The sequence below is a fragment of the Kitasatospora sp. NPDC088742 genome (genome assembly GCF_055584905.1).
The window spans coordinates 68,449-90,559 of the sequence record NZ_JBVJLD010000025.1 but is presented as its reverse complement, the minus strand read 5'-3'; the positions used below and the strand labels follow the sequence as shown (position 1 = coordinate 90,559).

At 72.9% G+C, this 22,111-nt stretch carries 22 protein-coding genes; 5 read left to right on the top strand and 17 right to left on the bottom strand.

What is annotated here, in order from left to right:
* Positions 1 to 8 precede the first annotated feature (8 nt).
* The 9 genes from ACZ6ZR_RS20650 to ACZ6ZR_RS20610 all read right to left on the bottom strand — a co-directional run bounded on the left by ACZ6ZR_RS20650 (position 9) and on the right by ACZ6ZR_RS20610 (position 6,675).
* Complete coding sequence (locus ACZ6ZR_RS20650; protein WP_465644262.1) at positions 9 to 161, bottom strand: hypothetical protein; 153 nt, start codon at positions 159 to 161, stop codon at positions 9 to 11.
* A gap of 57 nt (positions 162 to 218) precedes the next feature.
* The gene (locus tag ACZ6ZR_RS20645; RefSeq protein ID WP_465644260.1) at positions 219 to 575 is read right to left on the bottom strand and encodes a cytidine deaminase; all 357 of its coding nucleotides are present in this window, start codon (positions 573 to 575) and stop codon (positions 219 to 221) included.
* 35 nt (positions 576 to 610) lie between these two features.
* The gene (locus ACZ6ZR_RS20640; protein WP_465644258.1) at positions 611 to 1,600 is read right to left on the bottom strand and encodes an aldo/keto reductase; all 990 of its coding nucleotides are present in this window, start codon (positions 1,598 to 1,600) and stop codon (positions 611 to 613) included.
* Positions 1,601 to 1,697: 97 nt separating this feature from the next.
* Positions 1,698 to 2,210 carry a DUF4383 domain-containing protein gene (locus ACZ6ZR_RS20635; RefSeq protein WP_465644292.1) on the bottom strand — a complete coding sequence of 171 codons (513 nt, stop codon included), beginning with the start codon at positions 2,208 to 2,210 and terminating at the stop codon, positions 1,698 to 1,700.
* Positions 2,211 to 2,260: 50 nt separating this feature from the next.
* The gene (locus tag ACZ6ZR_RS20630; protein WP_465644256.1) at positions 2,261 to 3,592 is read right to left on the bottom strand and encodes a hemolysin family protein; all 1,332 of its coding nucleotides are present in this window, start codon (positions 3,590 to 3,592) and stop codon (positions 2,261 to 2,263) included.
* 13 nt (positions 3,593 to 3,605) lie between these two features.
* A complete protein-coding gene (ybeY, locus tag ACZ6ZR_RS20625; RefSeq protein WP_449795492.1) occupies positions 3,606 to 4,100 on the bottom strand; it encodes an rRNA maturation RNase YbeY in 495 nt (164 codons plus the stop codon).
* 14 nt (positions 4,101 to 4,114) lie between these two features.
* Entirely contained in the window at positions 4,115 to 5,224 is a 1,110-nt protein-coding gene (locus tag ACZ6ZR_RS20620; protein ID WP_465644254.1) for a PhoH family protein, read from the bottom strand.
* Between the two features lie 175 nt (positions 5,225 to 5,399).
* Positions 5,400 to 6,317, bottom strand: coding sequence for a ribonuclease Z (locus ACZ6ZR_RS20615; protein ID WP_465644253.1), 918 nt, complete (start codon positions 6,315 to 6,317; stop codon positions 5,400 to 5,402).
* A 4-nt stretch (positions 6,318 to 6,321) separates the two neighbouring features.
* Entirely contained in the window at positions 6,322 to 6,675 is a 354-nt protein-coding gene (locus ACZ6ZR_RS20610) for a histidine triad nucleotide-binding protein (protein ID WP_465644251.1), read from the bottom strand.
* 113 nt (positions 6,676 to 6,788) lie between these two features.
* On the opposite strand from ACZ6ZR_RS20610, the gene ACZ6ZR_RS20605 reads away from it, so the two are divergent.
* Positions 6,789 to 7,295, top strand: coding sequence for a hypothetical protein (locus tag ACZ6ZR_RS20605; RefSeq protein WP_465644249.1), 507 nt, complete (start codon positions 6,789 to 6,791; stop codon positions 7,293 to 7,295).
* On the opposite strand, the gene ACZ6ZR_RS20600 is transcribed toward ACZ6ZR_RS20605, so the two are convergent.
* The 4 genes from ACZ6ZR_RS20600 to hrcA form a co-directional block, all read right to left on the bottom strand.
* A complete protein-coding gene (locus tag ACZ6ZR_RS20600) occupies positions 7,292 to 10,567 on the bottom strand; it encodes a S41 family peptidase (protein ID WP_465644247.1) in 3,276 nt (1,091 codons plus the stop codon). The two genes, ACZ6ZR_RS20605 and ACZ6ZR_RS20600, sit on opposite strands and share 4 nt — an antisense overlap.
* Positions 10,568 to 10,642: 75 nt before the next feature.
* Entirely contained in the window at positions 10,643 to 11,392 is a 750-nt protein-coding gene (locus ACZ6ZR_RS20595; RefSeq protein ID WP_465644245.1) for a 16S rRNA (uracil(1498)-N(3))-methyltransferase, read from the bottom strand.
* 27 nt (positions 11,393 to 11,419) lie between these two features.
* On the bottom strand, positions 11,420 to 12,559 hold the full coding sequence (dnaJ, locus tag ACZ6ZR_RS20590) for a molecular chaperone DnaJ (protein ID WP_465644243.1): 1,140 nt from the start codon (positions 12,557 to 12,559) through the stop codon (positions 11,420 to 11,422).
* 83 nt (positions 12,560 to 12,642) lie between these two features.
* Positions 12,643 to 13,674, bottom strand: coding sequence for a heat-inducible transcriptional repressor HrcA (gene hrcA / locus ACZ6ZR_RS20585; protein ID WP_465644241.1), 1,032 nt, complete (start codon positions 13,672 to 13,674; stop codon positions 12,643 to 12,645).
* Positions 13,675 to 13,879: 205 nt separating this feature from the next.
* Here hrcA and htpX point away from each other — a divergent pair, with 205 nt between their 5' ends.
* Both htpX and pspAB read left to right on the top strand, forming a co-directional pair.
* On the top strand, positions 13,880 to 14,794 hold the full coding sequence (gene htpX / locus ACZ6ZR_RS20580; RefSeq protein WP_465644239.1) for a zinc metalloprotease HtpX: 915 nt from the start codon (positions 13,880 to 13,882) through the stop codon (positions 14,792 to 14,794).
* Between the two features lie 17 nt (positions 14,795 to 14,811).
* Positions 14,812 to 15,396: a PspA-associated protein PspAB gene (pspAB, locus tag ACZ6ZR_RS20575; RefSeq protein ID WP_465644238.1), complete on the top strand. Its 585-nt coding sequence runs from the start codon at positions 14,812 to 14,814 to the stop codon at positions 15,394 to 15,396.
* Positions 15,397 to 15,403: 7 nt separating this feature from the next.
* Here the strand turns inward: pspAB and ACZ6ZR_RS20570 are convergent, their stop codons facing one another.
* On the bottom strand, positions 15,404 to 15,820 hold the full coding sequence (locus tag ACZ6ZR_RS20570; protein WP_465644237.1) for a YybH family protein: 417 nt from the start codon (positions 15,818 to 15,820) through the stop codon (positions 15,404 to 15,406).
* Positions 15,821 to 15,890: 70 nt separating this feature from the next.
* On the opposite strand from ACZ6ZR_RS20570, the gene ACZ6ZR_RS20565 reads away from it, so the two are divergent.
* Positions 15,891 to 16,625 carry a DUF2785 domain-containing protein gene (locus tag ACZ6ZR_RS20565; RefSeq protein WP_465644235.1) on the top strand — a complete coding sequence of 245 codons (735 nt, stop codon included), beginning with the start codon at positions 15,891 to 15,893 and terminating at the stop codon, positions 16,623 to 16,625.
* 30 nt (positions 16,626 to 16,655) lie between these two features.
* A complete protein-coding gene (locus ACZ6ZR_RS20560) occupies positions 16,656 to 17,495 on the top strand; it encodes a DUF3097 domain-containing protein (protein ID WP_465644233.1) in 840 nt (279 codons plus the stop codon).
* On the opposite strand, the gene ACZ6ZR_RS20555 is transcribed toward ACZ6ZR_RS20560, so the two are convergent.
* From ACZ6ZR_RS20555 to ACZ6ZR_RS20545, 3 genes are read right to left on the bottom strand one after another with little or no spacing between them, the layout of a single operon-like run.
* The gene (locus ACZ6ZR_RS20555; protein ID WP_465644231.1) at positions 17,483 to 18,682 is read right to left on the bottom strand and encodes a glycosyltransferase 87 family protein; all 1,200 of its coding nucleotides are present in this window, start codon (positions 18,680 to 18,682) and stop codon (positions 17,483 to 17,485) included. The two genes, ACZ6ZR_RS20560 and ACZ6ZR_RS20555, sit on opposite strands and share 13 nt — an antisense overlap.
* A gap of 60 nt (positions 18,683 to 18,742) precedes the next feature.
* Positions 18,743 to 19,972, bottom strand: coding sequence for a radical SAM family heme chaperone HemW (gene hemW / locus ACZ6ZR_RS20550; RefSeq protein ID WP_465644230.1), 1,230 nt, complete (start codon positions 19,970 to 19,972; stop codon positions 18,743 to 18,745).
* Positions 19,973 to 20,018: 46 nt separating this feature from the next.
* The gene (locus ACZ6ZR_RS20545) at positions 20,019 to 21,914 is read right to left on the bottom strand and encodes an AMP-dependent synthetase/ligase (protein ID WP_465644229.1); all 1,896 of its coding nucleotides are present in this window, start codon (positions 21,912 to 21,914) and stop codon (positions 20,019 to 20,021) included.
* Positions 21,915 to 22,111: the final 197 nt, after the last annotated feature.

Below are 22,111 nucleotides of genomic sequence, written 5' to 3'. Positions count from 1 at the left end.
CGACTCGGTCAACGGGCCTTCTTGCCCGTCGCCGCGCCCACCAGGAGCAGCACGAACAGCAGCAGAGACCCGATCAGCCAGTACGGAGATCCGGTCTCGTGCCACCGCCCCAACCCCATCAGGGTCAGCAACACACCGGCGAGGAAAGCACACGCACCCATGCCGGTCAGATTATCGACATGCCGCCTTGTCCAGAAGCCCCGCCCGGTCCGCCCGCGTCAGAACGCCTGCCGGAAGGTCCCGTCCGGGCCGGCCAGCAGGACCGGGGCGGACGGGCCGCCCAGGTCGCGGACGGCGGCCAGGTCACCCGCGGCGGGGGTGTCGGCCGTGGTGACCACGGCAGCGGCCTCCAGGCCCTTGGCGCCGCTGGCCACGGCCATCGCCACGGCGGTCTGGAGCGCCGTCAGACGCAGCGAGGGCAGCTCCACGGTGCCGGCGACGTAGGTCCGCCCGGTCTCGTCGCGGACGGCGGCCCCCTCGGCCACGCCGTTGCGGGCGCGGGCCGAGCGGGCCAGCGTGATGATCTTCTTGTCCTCGGGGTCCAGCTCGGCGGTCTGCTCAGTCTGATCGGTCATGCCGCTGAGCATAGGAGACCCGCCGCGGGCCGCGCTCAGGCGTCCAGCAGGTCGCCCTTCCCGGCCGGTGCGAAGGCGGCCAGCGCCTCGTCCACCCGGGCCAGGTCGGCCGCCGAGAGCCGGACGCCGGCCGCCGCGCAGTTGTCGGCGATGTGCGCCGGGGTGCGGCTGCCCGGGATCGGGACCACGTGGTCGTCCTGGTGCAGCAGCCAGGCCAGCGCCAGCTGGCCCGCACTCAGGCCGAGCTCCCCGGCGATCGCCCGGACCGGCGCGTAGTGGTCGTTGTTGGCCTTGAGGTTGGCCTCGTCGAAGCGCTCCAGGTTCTTCCGGAAGTCACCGTCCCCCAGCTGCTGGACCGTCCCGGTCAGGAAGCCGCCGCCGAGCGGGCTCCAGGCCACCAGGCCGACGCCCAGCTCGCGGGCGGCCGCCAGCAGCTCCGGCTCGGCCGGCTGCCACATCGACCACTGCACCTGCACCGCGGCCACCGGGTGCACCGCGTGCGCCTCGCGCAGCTGGGCCGCGGTGACGTTGGAGAGCCCCAGGTGCCGCACCAGCCCGGCCTCGACCAGCTCGGCCACCGCGCCGACGGTGTCGGCCAGCGGCACCTGCGGGTCCGGGAAGTGCGGGTAGTAGAGGTCGATCACGTCGGTGGCCAGGTTGCGCAGCGACTGCTCCGCGTAGCCCCGGACGTACTCGGGATCGGCGTTGACCGCCAGCTCGCCGAAGGCGTAGCTGACCGGGAAGCGGTGCGCCTCGGCCCCCTCCGGTATCCGGAAGCCGAACTTGGTCGCCAGCACCACCTCGTCCCGCCGCCCGGCCAGCGCCCGGCCGAGCAGCCGCTCGTTGTGGCCCTCGGCGCCGTAGCCGTCGGCGGTGTCGAACATGGTGACCCCGGCGTCCAGGGCGGCCAGCACCGCCCGCTCGCCGCGGTCGTCGTCGGTCTCCCCGTACATGCCGGGCGAGAGCACCATCGCCCCGAAGCCGATCGGGGCGGTGCTGAGCGTACCCAGGGTGCGGGCGGTCATCGGGATCTCCTCGCGCGTGAAGACGTACGTGAAGATCCCTTCCTACCGGCAGAACTGACGGCTCGTCAGGTGAATTCCCGGAACCGCCCCGCCCGTCTCAGTGGCCGGGCACGGCCGGCGGCCCGGCCGGGCCGCGCAGGGCCTCGGTGTAGCGGGCGTGCCGCTCGCGCCAGTACGGGTTGTCGTGCGGCAGGTGCCGGCTGACCCGGCCGTACATGCCGAAGGTGGCGACCACCAGGCCGAAGGCGAAGCTGAAGATCACGTTGCTCATCGTGAAGGCCAGGAAGTTGGCGTCCGAGTCCAGGATCATCAGCCCGACGAAGCCCGCGACGACGAAGACCGCGCCGACCACCATGTTGATCCAGGACGCGAGGTTGCCGCCGATCGCGGCGCCGGCGATCAGCACCAGACCGACCACCACCGAGAGCAGCCCCAGCAGACCGTTGCTGCTCATGCCGGCCACCCGGTCCCCCTGGGTGTCCAGGAAGCCCGGGCGGTCCAACAGCCCGAGGATGCCGAAGAACAGCAGGAAGACCCCGCCGAGCCCGGCGCCGTAGCGGTAGACCTGCGCCAGCCGGTGGTCGACCGGCAGGTCGTCCTTGAGCTTCAACACGGCGTACCTCCCGGTGGGAACGCGGCGGCGGGACCCCGCTGTCCACGCTACTCCTCGGGGCGGTCGCCCTCCTCGGGCCCGTCCTTCTCCCGCAGCGGGGTGGCCAGCACGGTGCCGATCCGGTTGCGCCGTCCGGCCGCGCTCTCGGCGGTGAGCCGGATCGCGGTCAGGTCCGAACCGGAGTCCTCCGGCACCGGGAGGTCGACCGAGGAGCCCGGGATCGGCACCCGGCCGAGGTGCTTGGCCAGCAGACCACCGACCGTCTCCACGTCCTCGTCCTCCAACTGGAGGCCGAACAGCTCGCCGAAGTCCTCCACCAGCAGCCGGGCGGTGATCCGGTACGAGCCGTCGCCGAGGTCCTCGACCGGCGGCAGCTCCCGGTCGTACTCGTCGGTGATCTCGCCGACGATCTCCTCCAGCACGTCCTCGATCGTCACCAGCCCGGCGGTGCCGCCGTACTCGTCGATCACGATCGCCACGTGCGAGCGCATCTGCTGCATCTCCCGCAGCAGGTCCGCGGCCGGCTTGGAGTCCGGGATGAAGACCGCCGGGCGCATCACCGAGGAGACCGGCTCGGACTCCGACTCCCGGTTGATGTGGGTGCGCCGGACCAGGTCCTTGAGGTAGACGATGCCGACCACGTCGTCCTCGTTCTCGCCCACCACCGGGATGCGCGAGAAGCCGGAGCGCAGCGCCAGGGTGAGGGCCTGACGGACCGTCTTGTGACGCTCGATCATCACCAGGTCGGTGCGCGGCACCATCACCTCGCGGACGATGGTGTCGCCCAGCTCGAAGACCGAGTGCACCATCCGGCGCTCCTCGTCCTCGATCAGGTCGTCCTTCTCCGCCAGGTCCACCAGGGCCCGCAGCTCGGCCTCGGAGGCGAACGGCCCCTCCTTGTACCCCTTGCCCGGGGTGAGCGCGTTGCCCAGCAGGATCAGCAGCTTGGGGATCGGCCCGAGCACCCCGGCCAGCGGGAGCAGCACGAAGGAGGCCGCGGTGGAGGTGGTCAGCGGGTGCTGGCGGCCGATCGTGCGGGGCGAGACGCCGACCGCGACGAAGGAGACCAGCACCATCACGGCGAAGGCCAGCAGCACCGCCTGCCAGGCCGGGTGGACGCTGCGCACGCAGACCACGGTGACCAGGACGGCGGCCGCCATCTCGCTGGAGACCCGGATCAGGGTCGCCAGGTTGAGGTAGCGGATCGGGTCGGAGGCCAGCGTCAGCAGCCGGTCCGCCCCGCGCCGCCCGGCCCGGACGGCCTCCTCGGCGCGGAACCGGGAGACCCGCGAGATGCCGGCCTCGGCGCAGGCCGCCAACCAGCCGAGCACCACCAGGAGAAGAGCCCCGATCAGGAGGCTCGTACTGTTGCCACTCACAGGAGGCCGCGCCTCAGTGGGTGGTCGGGGCGGGCGAGATGGCGGAGAGGCCGCGGCCGGCCCGCCAGTCGTCCAGGATCCGCTTCTGGAGGCCGAACATGACCTCCTTCTCCTCCGGCTCCTCGTGGTCGTAGCCGAGCACGTGGAGAACGCCGTGGACGGTGAGCAGCTGCAGCTCGTCGTCCATGGCGTGCTTGGTCGGGGCGTCCAGGCCCTGCTGCTTGGCGACCTCGGGGCAGAGCACGATGTCACCGAGCAGGCCCTGCGGCAGGTCCTCGCCCTCCTTGCCGGGGCGCAGCTCGTCCATCGGGAACGACATCACGTCGGTCGGGCCGGGGAGGTCCATCCACTGGATGTGCAGCTCCTCCATCTGGGCGCTGTCGACCAGGATGACGGAGAGCTCCGCCTGCGGGTGGATCCGCATCTGGTCGAGGGCGTAGCGGGCGACGTCGAGGATGGACTCCTCGTCGACCTCCCAGTCGGACTCGTTGGCGATGTCGATCGACATGACGGGCTGGTTACTCAGCTTTCGGTGCGATGGGACTGGCGGGGGGCACGGGCGCCCTTCCGCTGGACGGGCTTTCGGGGTGCCGGGGCCTCGGCGGCCTCCTGCTGGGCGTCCCAGCGCTCGTAGGCGTCCACGATCCGGCCGACCAGCTTGTGGCGGACCACGTCGGTGCTGGTGAGCACCGAGAAGTGGATGTCCGGCACGTCGACGAGGATCTCCTGGACCACCTTGAGGCCGGAGCGGGTGCTGCCGGGGAGGTCGATCTGGCTGGTGTCACCCGTCACCACGACCCGGGAGTTGAAGCCCAGTCGGGTGAGGAACATCTTCATCTGCTCGGGCGAGGTGTTCTGCGCCTCGTCCAGGATGATGAAGGCGTCGTTCAGGGTCCGGCCGCGCATGTAGGCGAGCGGGGCGACCTCGATGGTGCCCGCGGCCATCAGCCGGGGGATGGAGTCCGGGTCCATCATGTCGTGCAGCGCGTCGTAGAGCGGGCGCAGGTACGGGTCGATCTTCTCGTAGAGGGTGCCGGGCAGGAAGCCCAGCCGCTCCCCCGCCTCGACGGCCGGCCGGGTCAGGATGATCCGGTTGACCTCCTTGGCCTGGAGGGCCTGGACGGCCTTGGCCATCGCGAGGTAGGTCTTGCCGGTACCGGCCGGGCCGAGGCCGAAGACGATGGTGTGCTTGTCGATCGCGTCGACGTAGCGCTGCTGGTTGAGCGTCTTGGGGCGGATGGTGCGGCCCCGGTTGGACAGGATGTTCGCGGTGAAGACCTCGGACGGGACCGGGTGGGCCGGGTCGTCGGCGGCGTTCCGCAGCATGGCGATCGAACGCTCCACGGCGTCCTCCGTCAGCGGTTGGCCGGTGCGCAGCACCAGCATCATCTCGTTGAACAGCTGCTGGACCAAGGCCACCTCGGCGCGGGCGCCGGTCGCGGTCACCTCGTTGCCGCGGACGTGGATGTCGGCGTCCGGGAATCCCTGCTCGATCACCCGGAGCAGCGAGTCGGTCGCCCCGAGCAGGGTGACCATGGGGTGCTTCTCGGGGATGGTGATCCGGGCGGTGGCGGCGGCGTCCCCGTGGGGACGCGACTGTCCATTGGTACGGGTCTGCGGTGTCTCAGTCATGGGTCGGCCGCTCGGGCCTGCCTCATCCCATCCGTCTTCTAGGGGTGCCGCTCGGTTCTCCGGGGTCACCAGGGTACGCCGCGCACCGGGTCACTGCGGTGACGCGGCTTCCGATGGTCCGGGAGGAAGCGTGCGGATGCGAGTGGTTTTCCGTGTGCTTCCGCGGCCCGTCCGGTCACCGGCGCGGCGGTACGGCTACCCGGGCCAGGTCCTGGGCAACCACCAGCTCACCGTCGAAGTGCGCACGGGCCTCGGCGAGATGACCGCTCAGGTCCGGGTAGCGCTGGGAGAAGTGGGTCAGCACCAGCGTGCGCACCCCCGCCTCGGCGGCCGCCCGGGCGGCCTGGGCGGCGGTGAGGTGGCCGTGCTCCTCGGCCAGCCGGGCCTCGGACTCCAGGAAGGTCGCCTCGATCACCAACAGGTCGGCGTCCTGCGCCAGTTCGCCGACCCCGTCGCAGAGCCGGGTGTCCATCACGAAGGCGAACTTCTGCCCCGGGCGGGGTTCGCTGACCTCGGCCAGGGTGACGGTCCGTCCGGCCGCCTCCACCGCGCCGTCCCGCTGGAGACGGCCCACCGCCGGGCCTGCGATGCCCAGTTCCCTGAGCCGGGCCGGGATCAGCCGGGTCGAGTCCGGCTCGGCGAGCCGGTAGCCGAAGGAGTCCACCGGGTGCGAGAGCCGGACGGCGCTCAGCTCGAAGGCGGCGCCCGGGGCGGGCAGCGGGCCGGGCTCCTCGATCGGCCGGGGGCGCAGCTCGGCGGTCTCGTGGAAGGCGGTGGCCTGCCGGAGCCGGTCGAAGTAGACCTGGCCGGTGGCCGGGTAGTAGGCGTCCACCGGGTGCGGCACCCGGTCCAGGTTGATCCGCTGGATCACCCCGGCCAGGCCCAGCGAGTGGTCACCGTGGAAGTGCGTGACGCAGAGCCTGGTCAGCTGGGTGGCGGAGACCCCGGCGTGCAGCATCTGACGCTGCGTGCCCTCGCCGGGGTCGAACAGCAGGCCCTCGCCGTCCCAGCGGAGCAGGTAGCCGTTGTGGTTGCGGTGCCGGGTGGGCACCTGGCTGGCGGTGCCGAGGACGACGAGTTCGCGCTGGGACACCGGATCAGACCAGGCCCTCGTGGAGCTTGCGGCCGCCGAGCACGTGCACGTGGGCGTGGAAGACGGTCTGGCCCGCGCCCGCACCGGTGTTGAAGATCAGGCGGTACGAGTCCAGGCCCTCGTCCCTGGCCACCTCACCGGCCTCGGCGAGCAGCTCGCCGGCGATCTCCGGCTCGGCGGCGGCGAGTTCGGCCGCGTTCGGGTAGTGGGCGTGCGGGATCACCAGGACGTGGGTGGGCGCCTGCGGGCTGATGTCCCGGAAGGCGAGCGTGCGCTCGGTCTTGCGGACCACGGTGGCCGGGATCTCCCCCGCCACGATCTTGCAGAACAGGCAGTCGGGCTGCGGCTCGCCGGCCATCTCGGTCTCCTCGCTGATCGTTCCGGGGTACGGGTCGCAGCCTAGTGCCTTCCGGGCGGGGCACCGTGGTAGGTTTCCGGGCCGTCCACCGCGCCTCGCCCACGGAGCGTCACATGCGCCGCCTGCCCGCCCTGTTGAGCGCCACCGCTCTGGTCGCCGCGGTACTGTCCGGGGCCGTCCTGCCCGCCGAGGCCAAGACCGGGGGCAGCAGCGGCAGCAAGAGCAGCAGCGGGAGCAGCGGAGGGTCGAAGAGCCGGACCACCAGCTCGGGCGGCTCGTCCGGCAGCGGGTCGTCCACCGGCTCGAGTGGTTCGTCCGCCGGCGGTACCAGCGGCGGGGTGTCCAAGCCCTCGACGGGAAGCGGAAGTTCGGACAGCACCCCGCCCACCTCCAACCTGAGCGGCGCCACCACCGGACTCGGCGCGACCCGGCAGCCCGCCCCCGCGTCCTCCTCCGCGTCCCCGTCCCCGCTCCTGGTCAGCAAGCAGCCCGCCAAGGCCGAGAAGAAGAAGTCCTCCTTCGGCGGCCTCGGCGGGCTGTTGGTCCTGCTGCTCCTGCTACCGCTGCTGCTGATCGGCGGCCTGGTGCTGTTCCTGGTCAGGCGCGCCCGGCGCCGCTAGCCGAGCTCGGGCAGCGGCGGGGCGGTGGCGGCCGGGCGTTCGGCCAGTGCCGCGAGTGCGAGCCGGACTCCCTCGGCGAGCTGCGGGTCCTCGCCGTTGGCCCACTGGTGCGGGGCGATCGGGACCTCGACGTCCGGGTCGACGCCGTGGTTCTCCACGCCCCAGCCGTAACCCTCCAGCCAGAACGAGTACTTGGGCTGGGTGACGCCGGTGCCGTCGACCAGGCTGTAGCGGCCGTCGATGCCGATCACGCCGCCCCAGGTGCGGGTGCCGACCACCGGGCCGATGCCGAGCGCCTGGATCGCCGCGTTGACGATGTCGCCGTCCGAGCCGGAGAACTCGTCGGCCAGCGCCACCACCGGGCCGCGCGGGGCGTCCTGCGGGTACGGGGCGGGGGTGGCCAGGTCGCGGGCGTAGTCCCAGCCGACCACCTTGCGGGTGAGCTTCTCGATGATCAGCTGGGAGGTGTGGCCGCCGCGGTTCTCCCGCAGGTCGACGACCACGCCCTCCTTGGACATCTCGACCCGCAGGTCGCGGTGGATCTGGGCCCAGCCGCCCACCTGCATGTCCGGGACGTGCAGGTAGCCGAGCCGCCCGTCGGAGAGCGCGCGGACGGCGGCCCGCCGGCCGGCCACCCAGTCGTGGTAGCGCAGCGCCTCCTCGTCGGCCAGCGGCACCACCACCGGGTGGCGCTCGGTGCCGTCCGGGCCCGCGACGGTGAGCTCGACCGGCTGGCCGGCCGTGCCCGCGAGCAGCGGGGCCGGGCCGGTGACCGGGTCGACCGGGCGGCCGTTCACCGCGAGCAGCGCGTCGCCGGGCCGGACGGCGGCGCCGGGGGCGGCCAGCGGGGAGCGGGCGCGCGGGTCGGAGGACTCACCGGGCAGCACCCGGGCCACCCGCCAGACCTCACCGTCCTTCACCAGGTCGGCGCCGAGCAGGCCCTGACGGCGCGCCGCCTCGGTACCGCGGCCGGGCGGCATCACGTAGGCGTGCGAGGTGCCCAGCTCGCCGACGGTCTCCCAGAGCAGGTCCACCAGGTCGTCGTGGCTGCCGAGGCGGTCCACCAGCGGCCGGTAGCGGGCCAGGACGCCGTCCCAGTCCACCCCGCCCAGGTCTGCGCGCCAGAAGTTGTCGCGCATCAGGCGGCCGTTCTCGTCGAACATCTGCCGCCACTCGGCGGCCGGGTCGACGGTGATCCGCAGCCGGTCCAGATCCACCGTCAGGTCGTCGTCCTCGCCCGCCTTGTGGTCCGCCGGGACCACCCGGACGGTGCCCTGGTCGAGGACCACCACCCGGCCGGCGTCGCCGCTGAGCGTGAAGCCGTCCAGCTCGGAGACCAGCTCCTCGGCCTTGCGCTTCTTGAAGTCGAAGCGCTCCAGGACGGGGCGGGCCTCGTCGTCCTCCAGCGAGGCGGCGTTGTCGCCGAGCATGCCGAGCAGCGGGTACCTGGTCCAGAGCACGCCGTCCTTGACCGCGCGCAGGCCGCCGAACTGGCCGCCCTCGACCGGGAAGGGGATGATCCGGTCGGCGATCCCGTCCAGGTCGACCCTGGTCTCCGGGGCCTTCTCCTTGTCCTTCTCCTTGCCGTCCTCGCCGTCCTTCTTCTCCTCGTCCTTCTTGGCCACCGGCTCCTCGTCCTCGCCGGTCAGCGAGCGCCCGGCCCGCTGCGGGCCGAAGGGTGACGGGGTGTCGGCGGCCAGGGTGACCAGGAACGGGCGGGCACCGGTCGGGAAGGAGAGGTCGAAGACGTGCGCGTCGTAGACCGGGTCGAAGTTGCGGACCGAGAGGAAGGCCAGGTGCTTGCCGTCGGTGGTGAACGCCGGGGCGTAGTCGACGAAGCGCTGCGGGGTGACCTCGGCCACCGAACGGTCCGTCAGGTCGGCCAGCACGATCTGCCGCAGCGACTCGGCGCCCAGGGTCGGCTGCGACCAGGCCAGGTGGCGCGAGTCCGGCGAGAAGGCCAGGCCGGTGACCTCGCCCTGGCCGCTGCGGGCCAGCTCGTGCAGGGTGCCGTCGGCCAGCACCAGTTGGAGCACCCGGCCGTCGTGCACGGCCAGCGCCAGGCTGGCGCCGTCCGGGGAGACCACCATCGAGTGCACCCGGCCGAGCTGCCCGGCGGCCAGCACCCGGCGCTCGGCGCCCAGCACCTCGGGCGCGTGCACCAGGGCGTCGTCGCCCTGGGCATCGGTGATCCACACCGCGCCCTGCGGTCCCCTGACGCCGTCCTCGCCCTCGGCCCCGGGCACCACCCGGGCCAGCCGGTTCCGCACGCCCGGGGTCTCGTCCAGCACCCGGGCCGGGCCCTCCTGGTGGGTCAGCCAGTGCACCGAGCCGCGGACCACCACGGCGCTGGCGCGGCCGGTGCGGTCCGGCGCGACGGTCTCCAACTGCCCGGCGGCGGCGACCGGGTGGGGGCGGCGGCCGGAGCGGGGCCCGGCCGGGCGGACGTCCAGACGGCGCGGCTCGGCACCGTCCAGGCCGTCCAGGATCCACAGCTCACCGGCGCTGTGCCAGACCACCCGGGTGCCGTCGGTGGTGGCGTTGCGGACGTAGAAGCCGCCCTGGTCGGTGGTGTGCCGGCGCAGGTCGGAGCCGTCCGGGAGGCTGGACCAGAGCTGGCCGGTGCCCTCGTGGTCGGAGAGGAAGGCGATCCGGCCGCCGACCCAGAGCGGGGAGTCGATGTTCGCCCGACCGTCCAGCTCGGTGTGCAGGCGGGTGAACTCGCCGCCGCGCTCGCCGATCCAGAGCTTCCCGGCGGTGCCGCCCCGGTAGCGCTTCCAGTAGGCCGGCTCGGTGGTCAGCGGGGCCAGCAGCAGCGTCCGGGGGCCGCCCGGCTCCTCGGCCAGCCCGCCGACCGGCCCGAACGGCAGCCGCTCGGGCTCGCCGCCGTCCAGCGGGATCGCGAAGGCCCAGCTGCGGCGCGTGGTCTCCTGCCCGGCGGAGCTGACCGCGACCGGGCGGCCGTCGGCGGTCCAGCCGCGCAGCCGGGTGCGGGGCGCGCCCCAGTGGGTCAGCCGCCGGGACGGGCCGCCCTCGGTGGGGGCCACGTGGATCTCGGGCGCACCGTCCCGGGTGGAGGTCCAGGCGACGTGCCCGCCGTCCGGCGAGAACCGGGGATGGCTCACCGGCACCTGATCGGCCGTCAGGCGCCAGGCCCGGCCCCCCTCGATCGGGGCCAGCCAGATGTCGTCCTCGGCGACGAAGGTCAGGAGGTCGCCGTGCAGGTGAGGGTGGCGCAGGTAGGCGCCGGCAGAGGTCGTCACGGCGGCCACCCTATGCACGGTGTCGCCCCTGGGCCATGCGTTTCTTTGTCAGCGAACCCTCGTGCGCCGGCAGGCGGGTGGAGGTCAGCTCCAGCGGCCGGTGCGGCCCAGCAGCAGGGCGCCGGCCGCGACGCCCGCAGTGGAGGTGCGCAGCACCGAGGGGCCCAGGCGGTGCGGCTTGGCACCGGCCTCGGCGAAGGCGGCCAGTTCGTCCGGGGAGACCCCGCCCTCCGGGCCGACCACCAGCACCAGGTCACCGGTGGCGGGGAGGGCGGCGGTGGCCAGCGGCTCGGAGCCCTCCTCGTGCAGCACGGCGGCGAAGGCCGCGGCGGAGAGCAGCGGGGCCAGCTGACGGGTGGTCATGAGGTCACGGACCTCCGGGAAGCGCAGCCGGCGGGACTGCTTGCCGGCCTCCCGGGCGCTGGAGCGCCACTTGGCCAGCGCCTTGGCGCCGCGGTCGCCCTTCCACTGGGTGATGCAGCGGGAGGCGGCCCAGGGGATCACCACGTCCACGCCGACCTCGGTCATGGTCTCGACCGCGAGCTCGCCCCGGTCGCCCTTGGGCAGGGCCTGCACCACCACGATCCGGGGCGCCGGCTCGGCCTCCTGACGGACCGCCAGCACCTCGACGTCCAGCGCGTCCTTGCCGTGCACGGCGCGCACCGCACCCTCGACGCCGAGCCCGAGGCCGTCCGCCAGCGTGACGGCCTCGCCCGGCTCCAGCCGCTTCACCGCCGCCGCGTGCCGCCCCTCGGGCCCGTCGAGGCGCACCACCGAACCGGGGGCGGCCCCGGCGAGCAGTGCGGACTCCACGACGAACACGGGGGCGGTCATGCGGTGCTACTCCTGTCAGGTCGCTTCTCAGCGGCCGTTGAACGCGTCCTTGAGGCGGGAGAACAGGCCCTGCTGGCCCGGTGCGAACTGCCCCGACGGCCGCTCCTCACCGCGGAGCACGGCGAGCCGCCGCAGCAGCTCCTCCTGCTCCGGCTCGAGCTTGGTCGGGGTCTGCACCTCGACGTGCACTATCAAGTCGCCCCGGCCGCCGCCGCGCAGGTGGGTGATGCCCCGCCCGTGCAGCGGGATCGACTGGCCGGACTGGGTACCGGGCCGGATGTCGACCTCCTCCATCCCGTCCAGCGTCTGCAGCGGCACCTGGGTGCCGAGCGAGGCCGCCGTCATCGGGATGGTGACGGTGCAGTGCAGGTCGTCCCCACGGCGCTGGAAGGTCGGGTGGGCGGTCTCGGCGATCTCGACGTAGAGGTCACCGGCGGGGCCGCCGCCGGGGCCGACCTCGCCCTCACCGGCCAGCTGGATCCGGGTGCCGTTGTCCACACCGGCCGGGATCTTGACCGTCAGGGTGCGGCGGGCGCGGACCCGGCCGTCGCCGGCGCACTCGGGGCACGGGGTCGGGACGACGGTGCCGAAGCCCTGGCACTGCGGGCAGGGGCGGGAGGTCATGACCTGGCCCAGGAAGGACCGGGTGACCTGGGAGACCTCGCCCTTGCCGCGGCACATGTCACAGGTCTGCGCCGAGGTGCCGGGGGCCGCGCCCTCGCCGTTGCAGGTCGTGCAGGTGACGGCGGTGTCGACCTGGAGTTCCTTGGTGGTGCCGAAAGCGGCCTCCTCCAGGGTGATCTCCAGCCGGATCATCGCGTCCTGGCCGCGCCGGGTGCGCGAGCGCGGGCCGCGCTGGCCCGAGGCCGCGCCGAAGAACGCGTCCATGATGTCGGAGAAGCCGAAGCCCGCCGCCCCGGCGCCGAAGCCGCCGGCCCCGCCGCCGTTGGGCGAGAGCGGGTCACCGCCGAGGTCGTAGACCTGGCGCTTGGCCGGGTCGGACAACACCTCGTAAGCGGCGTTGATCTCCTTGAACCGCTCCTGGGTCTTGGGGTCCGGGTTGACGTCCGGGTGCAGTTCGCGGGCGAGGCGCCGGAACGCCTTCTTGATCTCGTCCTGCCCCGCATCCCGTCGGACGCCGAGTACCGCGTAGTAGTCCGTGGCCACCAAATGCTCCGCTTGTTCCGCCTCTAGAAGTGCTGCGACTGGTCCTGAACAGTGCTGTTCTTCGAGCTGTTCCTACGACTCGCCTACGACTCGGCCAGGATCTGGCCCACGTACCGTGCCACCGCTCGCACCGCCCCCATTGTGCCCGGGTAGTCCATCCGGGTCGGTCCGATCACGCCCAGCTTCGCCACACTCTGATCGCCCGAACCGTAACCGACCGAGACCACCGAGGTGGAATTGAGGCCCTCGTACGCGTTCTCGTGGCCGATCCGGACCGTCATCCCCGCGTCCGCCGTCTCACCCAGGAGGCGGAGCAGGACGACCTGCTCCTCCAACGCCTCCAGCACCGGCTGGATGGTGAGCGGGAAGTCGTGGCCGAAGCGGGTCAGGTTGGCCGTGCCGGCCAGCATGATCCGCTCCTCGTTCTGCTCCGCCAGGGTCTCGAACAGGGTGGCCAGGACGGTGGAGACCGCCGGCCGGTCGGCGGGCTCGAAGGTGGACGGGAGGTCCTCCAACAGGCCCGGGACCTCCGGCAGCGGCCGGCCCACCGCCTGGGCGTTCAGCCGCGAGCGCAGGTCCGCCAGGACCGTCTCGCCGACCGGGCCCGGACAGTCCACCATCCGCTGCTCGACCCGGCCGGTGTTGGTGATCAGGACCAGCATCACCTTGGCCGGGGCCAGTGCCACCAGCTCGACGTGACGGACCGTCGAACGGCTCAGCGAGGGGTACTGGACCACCGCGACCTGCCTGGTCAGCTGCGCCAGCAGCCGGACCGTGCGGGCCACCGTGTCGTCCAGGTCCACCGCGCCGTCCAGGAAGTGCCGGATGGCCCGGCGCTCCGGAGAGCTCATCGGCTTGACCTCGGCCAGCCGGTCCACGAACAGCCGGTACCCCTTGTCGGTGGGGATCCGGCCGGCGCTGGTGTGCGGCTGGTGGATGTAGCCGTCCTCCTCCAGGGCCGCCATGTCGTTGCGCACGGTGGCCGGGGAGACCCCGAGGTTGTGCCGCTCGACCAGGGCCTTGGAGCCGACCGGCTCCTCCGTCCCGACGTAGTCCTGGACGATGGCGCGCAGCACCGCGAGCTTGCGGTCGTCCAACGGCCGCTCGCCGTACATGGCACCCACCTCCCTCTCGGCCAGGTCTGCTGGCACTCAGACGGTCAGAGTGCCAGGGCAGTACCAGCCAGTGTAAGGCCCATGGGTGACGGCAGGAACGGGGCGCTCAGGTGATCCTCGTTGCTCCGTCAGTTGGGCCTCACCCCGGGGGCCGTTCGGTAGTGGCAGCATCGAAAGCGGACACACCGGGACATAGGGAGCAGACATGTCATCAGGACCGCACACCCGCTTCGCCCCGGACCGAGGCCTGACCGGCCGGATGGTCGTGACCATGTTCGTCATCGGGCTGCTCTACGTGGGCTTCACCGGGGTGCTGATCGTGCTGCTCCGCGGGGCCTGGCCGCTGGTGGTGCTGATCTCCGGCGGGCTCTTCGTCGCCCAGTTCTGGTTCAGCGACCGGATCACCCAACGCGCCATGGGGGCCCGCGAGGTCACCCCCGAGGAGTACCCGCAGCTGCACGGCACCGTCGACCGGCTCTGCGCGCTGGCCGACATGCCCAAACCCCGGGTGGCGGTCACCGACACCGACATGCCCAACGCCTTCGCCACCGGCCGCAACCCGCAGAACGCGGTGGTCTGCGTCACCACCGGCCTGCTGCGCCGGCTGGAGCCGGAGGAGCTGGAGGGCGTGCTCGCCCACGAGCTCTCGCACGTCGCCCACCGGGACGTCGCGGTGATGACCATCGCCGGCTTCCTCGGCGTGCTGGCCGGGGTGATCACCCGGGTCGCGCTCTACGGCGGCTTCCTGAACGGGCGCGGCGGCAAGGACAACAACGCCGCCCTCGCGATGATCCTGATCCCGCTGGTCAGCATGGTCGTCTACGCGGCCAGCTTCCTGCTCACCCGGCTGCTCTCCCGCTACCGCGAACTGGCCGCTGACCGCGCGGCCGCCCAACTCACCGGCCGGCCCAGCGCGCTGGCCTCCGCCCTGACCAAGGTCACCGGCCAGATCTCCGCCATCCCGACCGAGGACCTGCGCAAGGCCCAGCCGTACAACGCCTTCTACTTCGCGCCCGCGCTGAGCGCCCGGGAGACGGCGAGTCAGCTGATGTCCACCCACCCGTCGTTGGAGCAGCGGCTCGCCCAGCTCGGGCGGATCTCCGCCGAGCTCGGCCGCTGAGAGGAGCCGCACGCGCCATGGGATTCCTCGACTCGCTCTTCGGCCGCAGCAAGCCCGTCCGACCGGACCTGGACCAGCTGTTCGCCGTCCCCTCCGCCGCCCTCACCCTGGAGGCCGGGGCCGGCTTCCGCCCGACCGGCCTCGGCTCGGTCTGCTTCGCCGCCGTCGAGGGCGGCGCCTTCACCGAGGTGACCCGCCAGGTCACCGCCCTGCTCGACGCCGACACCGGGAGCGGCGGCACCCCGGTCGAGGCCTCCCGGGACTCCTACGGCTACTCCTGGCTGCTGGCCCGGCACACCCCCGAGGAGCTCCCCGAACTGGTCAACGACCTGCACGCGGTCAACAGCGAGCTCGAGGCCAACGGCTTCGGGCCCCAACTGCTCTGCTCCCTGGTCTCCTTCCGCGACCCGGGCGGCCGCCCGCTCGGGCTGGTCTACCTCTACAAGCGCGGCACCTTCTACCCCTTCGCCCCGCTCCCGGGCGGCGGCGAACGGCGGGACAACGCGCTGGAACTCCAGGTCAAGGCCGTGCTCGGCAGCGACCTCAGGGTGGAGCCGGAGCTCAACCGCTGGTTCCCGGTCTGGGGCGCGCCGGGTCTGTGACGGGGCGTCAGGGCTGGTCGTACCAGGAGAACGCGGTGATCCTCCAGCCGTCCTGCGGGGTACGGACGAACTGGATGGTCTTGGTGCCGGCGCCCTCGTACACCTCCCCGTCCAGGAAGCCCGACTTGGCGTACTCCCCGAACCGGCAGGCGACGTCCCCGGCGATGTCGGTCCGCTCACTGGTCTCCCACTCGTGGAACTCGGTGAGCCTCCCGTTGGAGAGCAGCACCTCCCGCGGCGCCACGAACTCCTCGACCGAGTAGACGGTGTACCCCGGCCCGGTCACCACGATCACCCCGCCCGGCACCATCAGCCGCCGGATCCGCCCGACGTCGGCGGGCTTGCCGTCCCGGTTGTCGAAGGCGGAGAAGAACTCGGCGGTCAGGGCATCGATCTCGCGCTTGGCGTCGTCGTTGGAGGACATGCCCAGACGGTAACAGTGCAATGGCACCCAGCGGGAGGGGTCGGCGGGGCACGCTCTACCCTGACGCCCCATGAGATCCGAACTGCCCGAACTGCTGCACGCCCTCCGCTCCCTCGACCCCGCCGTCCGGGACGACCACGCCTACGCCCGGCTGGCGGAGCTGATCCCCGGACTGGACGAGGCGGAGCGGCTCCGGCTCGGGGACGAGCTGGCCGGGTGGTTCGGTGACCCCGAGGTGCACGTGCGGAGCTTCGCCGCGCTGGTGCTGGCGCGGTTGGTGGAGGCGGGTGCCCACCGGGCGGAGTGGGCGGAGGAGTTCGCGCGCTGGTACCCGGCGGAGCGGGATCTGCGCGGGTACGACGCCGAGCTCGGCTGGCTGCACGCCGCCGCGCACGGGGCGGACCTGCTGGCCGCGTTCGGTCGGCATCCGGCGGTGGAGCCCGCTCCGCTGCTGGAGCTGGGGGCACGGCGGCTGCTGGCCCCGACCGGGCAGGTCTTCGACGCGATGGAGGACGACCGGATCGGCTGTGCGCTCGGGGTGGTGCTGACCCGGGCGGAGCTGACGGAGCGTGAGTCGGTGGGGTGGCTCGACCTGGTGACGGAGGAGTTCGGGCGGGCGGAGCCCGGGCCGGTGCCGCCGTTCGCGTCGAACACCATCCGGACGCTGCGGGTGGTCTACCTGCTCGCGGAGCGCGGGGTGCGGCCGCGCGGGCACCGGGACGGGCCGCTGACGTTCCGTCATCAGGTGGCGGTACGGGAGGCGGTGGCCGGCGTGCTGGCGATCGCCGCGCCGTATGCGGGGTGACCGGCGGGGGTGGCTCGTAGACTTCGGGGAATGCGGAGCAAGGAGTACGGACCCGATCTGACCCCGCCGTGGAAGCGGCAGCAGCCGGCGCCGGAGGTGGCGGCGGAGCGGGAGTTGGTGGTGGAGGAGGCGGCCACCGGGTACTGCGGGGCGGTGGTGCGGTGCGAGAAGACCGCGGAGGGCTTCACCGTCACGTTGGAGGACCGGTTCGGGAAGCAGCGGGTGTTCCCGATGGTGCCGCGGGGGTTCCTGCTGGAGGGTCAGGTGGTCACCCTGGTGCGGCCGGTGGCGACCCGGACGGGGCCGCCGCAGGGGCCGGGGCGGACCGCCTCGGGGTCGGTGGCGGTGCCGGGGGCGCGGGCCCGGGTGGCGCGGGAGTCGCGGATCTACGTGGAGGGGCGGCACGACGCCGAACTGGTCGAGCGGGTCTGGGGTGACGACCTGCGGATCGAGGGCGTGGTGGTGGAGTACCTGGAGGGCGTGGACGACCTCCCGGCGATCGTCGCGGAGTTCGGCCCCGGGCCGGGGCGGCGGCTCGGGGTGCTGGTGGACCACCTGCTGCCCGGCACCAAGGAGCACCGGATCGCCCAGCAGGTGACAGGGACGGACGTGCTGGTGGTCGGCCACCCGTACATCGACGTCTGGGCTGCGGTGAAGCCGTCCAGCGTGGGCATCCCCGGTTGGCCGGAGGTGCCGCGCGGGGAGGAGTGGAAGCTCGGGGTCTGCCGCCGGCTGGGCTGGCCGGAGGACACCCCGGCGGCCTGGAAGCGGATCCTCGCCTCGGTGAACTCCTTCCGCGACCTCGACCCGGCGCTGCTGGGCCGGGTCGAGGAGCTGATCGACTTCGTGACGGCGGGTCAGGAGGACTGACCGGACCGGGGCAGGAAGAGCCGGGGCCAGAGGTAGAGCACCACCGGGTAGACCGCGTAGCCGATCCTGGTCGCCGGGGAGAGCAGGATCGCCAGCAGCAGCCCGAGGGCGAGACGGCCCGCGGCGGCGGCCACGTCCCGGGGCGGCCGGACCAGCAGGGAGACCCCGACGGCCGCCGCGCTCAGCCCGATCAGCACCACCACGACCGCCTTGCCGTGCTCGGGCAGCAGCGTGACCAGCAGCTGCCCGAGCAGCGGGCTGGCGGCGGTGGACGTGGTGTCGCTCAGCCCGAAGGGGTACAGCAGCACGCTCTGCCGGAACCCCTCCGGATCGACCAGCAGCACCGGCACCACCGCGACCAGCGCGACCGCCCCGGCCGCCGCCGCGAACCGCAGCACCTCCCGCCGCCCGGAGCGGACCGCGAAGAGCACCAGCAGCACCGGCACCGCCGGCCAGGCGGTCCACTTCAACGCCGCCGCCAGCCCCACCACCAGCCCGGCCCGGCCCGCCTCCCCGCGCTGGGCGAACGCCAGGGCCAGGCAGAGCAGCGCGATCACCGGCGGGTCCACCCCGCCGATGGCCAGCGGCAGCGCGACCACCGGGCAGGCCACCACCCAGAGCAGCCGGGTGAGGCGGTCCGGCCGCGCTGACGGCACGTCAGGGACCAGCCGCACCGACCACACCAGCGCCGCCAGGGTGCCGAGCACCAGCCAGAGCCGGGCCCCGGCCAACGCCCCGCCGCCGAACAGCGCGGCCGGCAGCCCGAACAGCGACATCCCCGGGAGGTACGGATTGAACTCCCGCACGGCCTGCGGCGCGTGCAGGTACGGAGTGCCGGTGTCGAGCAGCAGGCGGGCGCCGCGCTCGATCACCCCCACCTCCATCTGGGCCCGGCCGAGCACCGTGAGCCAGACCAGCGGCAGCACCAGCGATCCGAGGACCGCGACCACCGCCGCGCCCCTCCCCCAGCGGGACCGGGTGACCAGCGTGACCAGAGCGGCCACCCCGTACCCCGGCCCGGCGATCACACCCCACCACCGCTGGGCCGTCCCGGGCGGCGAGGAGAGCCCGACCGCCAGCGCCGCGACCGCGCTCACCAGGAGCAGCGGCAGGCACCAGGCCGGCCACCGGCCGTCCGCCGGGCGCACCGGAACGCGGCCGACCGGCCGTGGGGAGAGCAGACTCATCCGGCCAAGATTACCGGCCCCACAAGGATGCTCCCTGCACGAACCAGAGCGCGGGCGCCCTCAGTCGACCAGGTCGCGGACCACGCCGTCCGCGAGCAGACGGCCCCGCAGGGTCAGGGCGGCCCGGCCGTCGGCGTACGCGGCCGCGTCCAACAGACCGTCAGCCAGCGCCCGTCCGGCGGCGGCCAGCCCGTCGCCGGTCAGCAGCGCGAGCGGACAGCCGTCCCGCAGCCGCAGCTCCAGCAGGATCCGCTCCACCCGCCGGTCCTCGGCCGCGAGCAGCTCGCGCCCCTGCCCGGGGGTGCGCCCCTCGGCGAGCGCCTGGGCGTACGCGGCCGGGTGCTTGACGTTCCACCAGCGGACGCCGCCGACGTGGCTGTGGGCGCCCGGGCCGGCGCCCCACCAGTCGGCGCCGGTCCAGTACAGCTCGTTGTGGCGGCAGCGGCCGGCGTCCGTGGTGGCCCAGTTGGAGACCTCGTACCAGGAGTAGCCGGCGGCGGAGAGCGCCTCCTCGGCGATCAGGTAGCGGTCGGCGTGCACGTCGTCGTCGATCATCGGGAGTTCGCCGCGCTTGACCCGGGCGGCCAGCTTGGTGCCGTCCTCGACGATCAGCGAGTAGGCCGAGACGTGGTCGGGGCCGGCGCCGATGGCGGCGGCCAGCGAGGCGCGCCAGTCGTCGTCGGACTCGCCGGGGGTGCCGTAGATCAGGTCCAGGTTGACGTGCTCGAAGCCCGCCGCGCGCGCCTCGGCCACGCAGGCCTCGGGGCGGCCCGGGGTGTGGTGACGGTCCAACAGCTGGAGCACGTGCGGCCGGGCGCTCTGCATGCCGAAGGAGATCCGGTTGAAGCCGCCCTCGCGCAGCTCGGCCAGGTAGGCCGGGTCGACCGACTCGGGGTTGGCCTCGGTGGTGACCTCCGCCCCCGGGGCGAGGCCGAACTCCTCGCGGATCGCGGCCAGCGCCTTCACCAGGTCGGCGGCGGGCAGCAGGGTCGGGGTGCCGCCGCCCACGAAGACCGTCTCGACCGGGAGGTCGGCGGTGCCGAGCACCTTGCGGGCCAGCCGGATCTCGCTCACCAGGTTGTCCGCGTAGGTGTCCTGGGAGGCCACGGCGCCCGAGGAGCGCAGCTCGGTGGCGGTGTAGGTGTTGAAGTCGCAGTAGCCGCAGCGGCTGGCGCAGTACGGCACGTGCAGGTAGAAGCCGAACGGCCGCCGCCCGAGCTCCGTGAGTGCGGAGTCGGGCAGCGTACCGTCGGACGGCAGCGGTTCGCCGTCGGGGAGTGCGGAGGGCATGACCCCATTGTCCGGTACCACGGGAGTGGTACCGGACCACGGCGGATCAGGCCTCGTTGGACCCCGCGTACATCGCGGTGACCGCGTCGGCGTAGGTCTTCTCGACCACCGGGCGCTTGATCTTGAGGCTCGGGGTCAGCTCGCCGTGCTCGATGTCCAGGTCGCGCGGGAGCAGGCTGAACTTCTTGATGGTCTGCCAGCGCTGGAGCTCGCCGTTGAGGCGCTGCACGAAGCCGTCGATCAGCGCGTTCACCTCGGGGCTGGCCACCACCTCGGCGTAGGACTTGCCGGCCAGGCCGTGCTCGGCCGCCCACGGCATGATGACCGTCTCGTCCAGGCCGATCAGCGCGGTGCAGAAGTTGCGGCCGTTGCCGATCACCAGGATGTTGCTGACGAACGGGCAGACCGCCTTGAACTTGCCCTCCACCTCGCTGGGCGCGACGTACTTGCCGCCCGAGGTCTTGAACATGTCCTTCTTGCGGTCGGTGATCCGCAGGTAGCCGTTGTCGATCTCGCCGATGTCGCCGGTGTGGAACCAGCCGTCGGCCTCCAGCACCTCGGCGGTCTGCTCCGGGAGGTCGTGGTAGCCGCGCATGATGCCCGGGCCCTTGAGCAGGATCTCGCCGTCCTCGGCGATCCGGACCTCGGTGCCGGGCAGCGGGACGCCGACGGTGCCGACCCGGAAGTCCTCGGCCCGGTTGACGGTGGAGCCCGCGCTGGTCTCGGTCAGGCCGTAGCCCTCCAGGACCGGGACGCCGGCGCCCTTGAAGAAGTAGCCGATCTCGGGGGCCAGCGCCGCGCTGCCGGAGACGGCGCCGCGCAGCCGGCCGCCGAAGGCCGCCCGGATCTTGGCGTAGACCAGCTTGTCGGCGACCCTGTGCTGGAGGCCGAGCGCGAACGGGACCGAGTCCCGGCCGGTGGCGATCCGGTTGGCCTGGCTGATCCGGGCGTGGTCGCGGGCGACCTTGGCGGCCCACTGGAAGATCTTGTACTTGGCGCCGCCCTCGGCCCGGGCCTTGCCGGCGATGCCGTTGTAGACCTTCTCGAAGATCCGCGGCGCGCTGGCCATCAGGGTCGGCCGGATCGCCGGGAGGTTGTGGATGATCCGGTCCACCCGGCCGTCCACCGCCATCACGTGGCCGGTGCGGATCTGACCCGAGATCAGGGTCTTGCCGAAGACGTGCGACAGCGGCAGCCACATGAACTGCACGTCGTCGGAGCGGAGCAGGCCGCTCTCCTCCTGGGCCACGCCCTCGTAGGCCCAGCAGTCGTGCACCAGGCGGACGCCCTTGGGGCGGCCGGTGGTGCCGGAGGTGTATATCAAGGTGGCCAGCTGCTCGCGGTCGAGCCCGTCGACCGCCTTGGTCACCGCGTCCGGGTGCTCGGCCAGGTGGGCCTTGCCGCGCTGCTCCAGCTCGTCCAGGGTGAGCACGTCCAGGCCGCCGGTCTCCAGCGCGCCGCCGGGGGCGTCGAAGAGGATCACGGTGCGCAGCTCGGGGAGCTCGGCCTTGCGCTCGACGGCCTTGGCCAGCTGGGCGGTGTTCTCGGCGAACATCGCCTTGCTCGCGGAGTTGGCCAGGATGAAGGCCGTCTCCTCGGCGTTGGTGCTCGGGTAGACGGTGGTGGTCGCGGCGCCGGCGCACATGTTGCCGAGGTCCGCGACGATCCACTCGATCCGGGTGGAGGAGGAGAGCGCGACCCGGTCCTCCGGGCCGATGCCCAGGGTCATCAGGCCGGCCGCCACCGCGTAGACCCGCTCGGCGGTCTGAGCCCAGGTCAGCGACCGCCACTGCTCGGCACCGGGGGCGCCGTCCGCCGCGTGCTCGTCCACCGGTGCGGGGAAGCGGTACGCCTCACCGTTCGGAGTGGCCTCGACGCGGTTCAGGAAGATGTGGGCCACCGACGGCGGCCGCCGGTCGATCGTGGACTGAGCGGAACTCAACGAGGACCTCCGGGGTGGCGGGTGGCCGAGGGTGGGGCTCGGTGGCGGCGTGGGGGCCTGCCGACCGGGCCGACTGGTTAACCAGCGAGTAACAAGCTGGGTTCCAGCAGCCTAGGGGCTGGGACGCAGATCCGTAAGGGGGTACACGGACCTGGCACCCGGCTCTCCACGCCGTGCAAAGACAGTACAAAACCCCT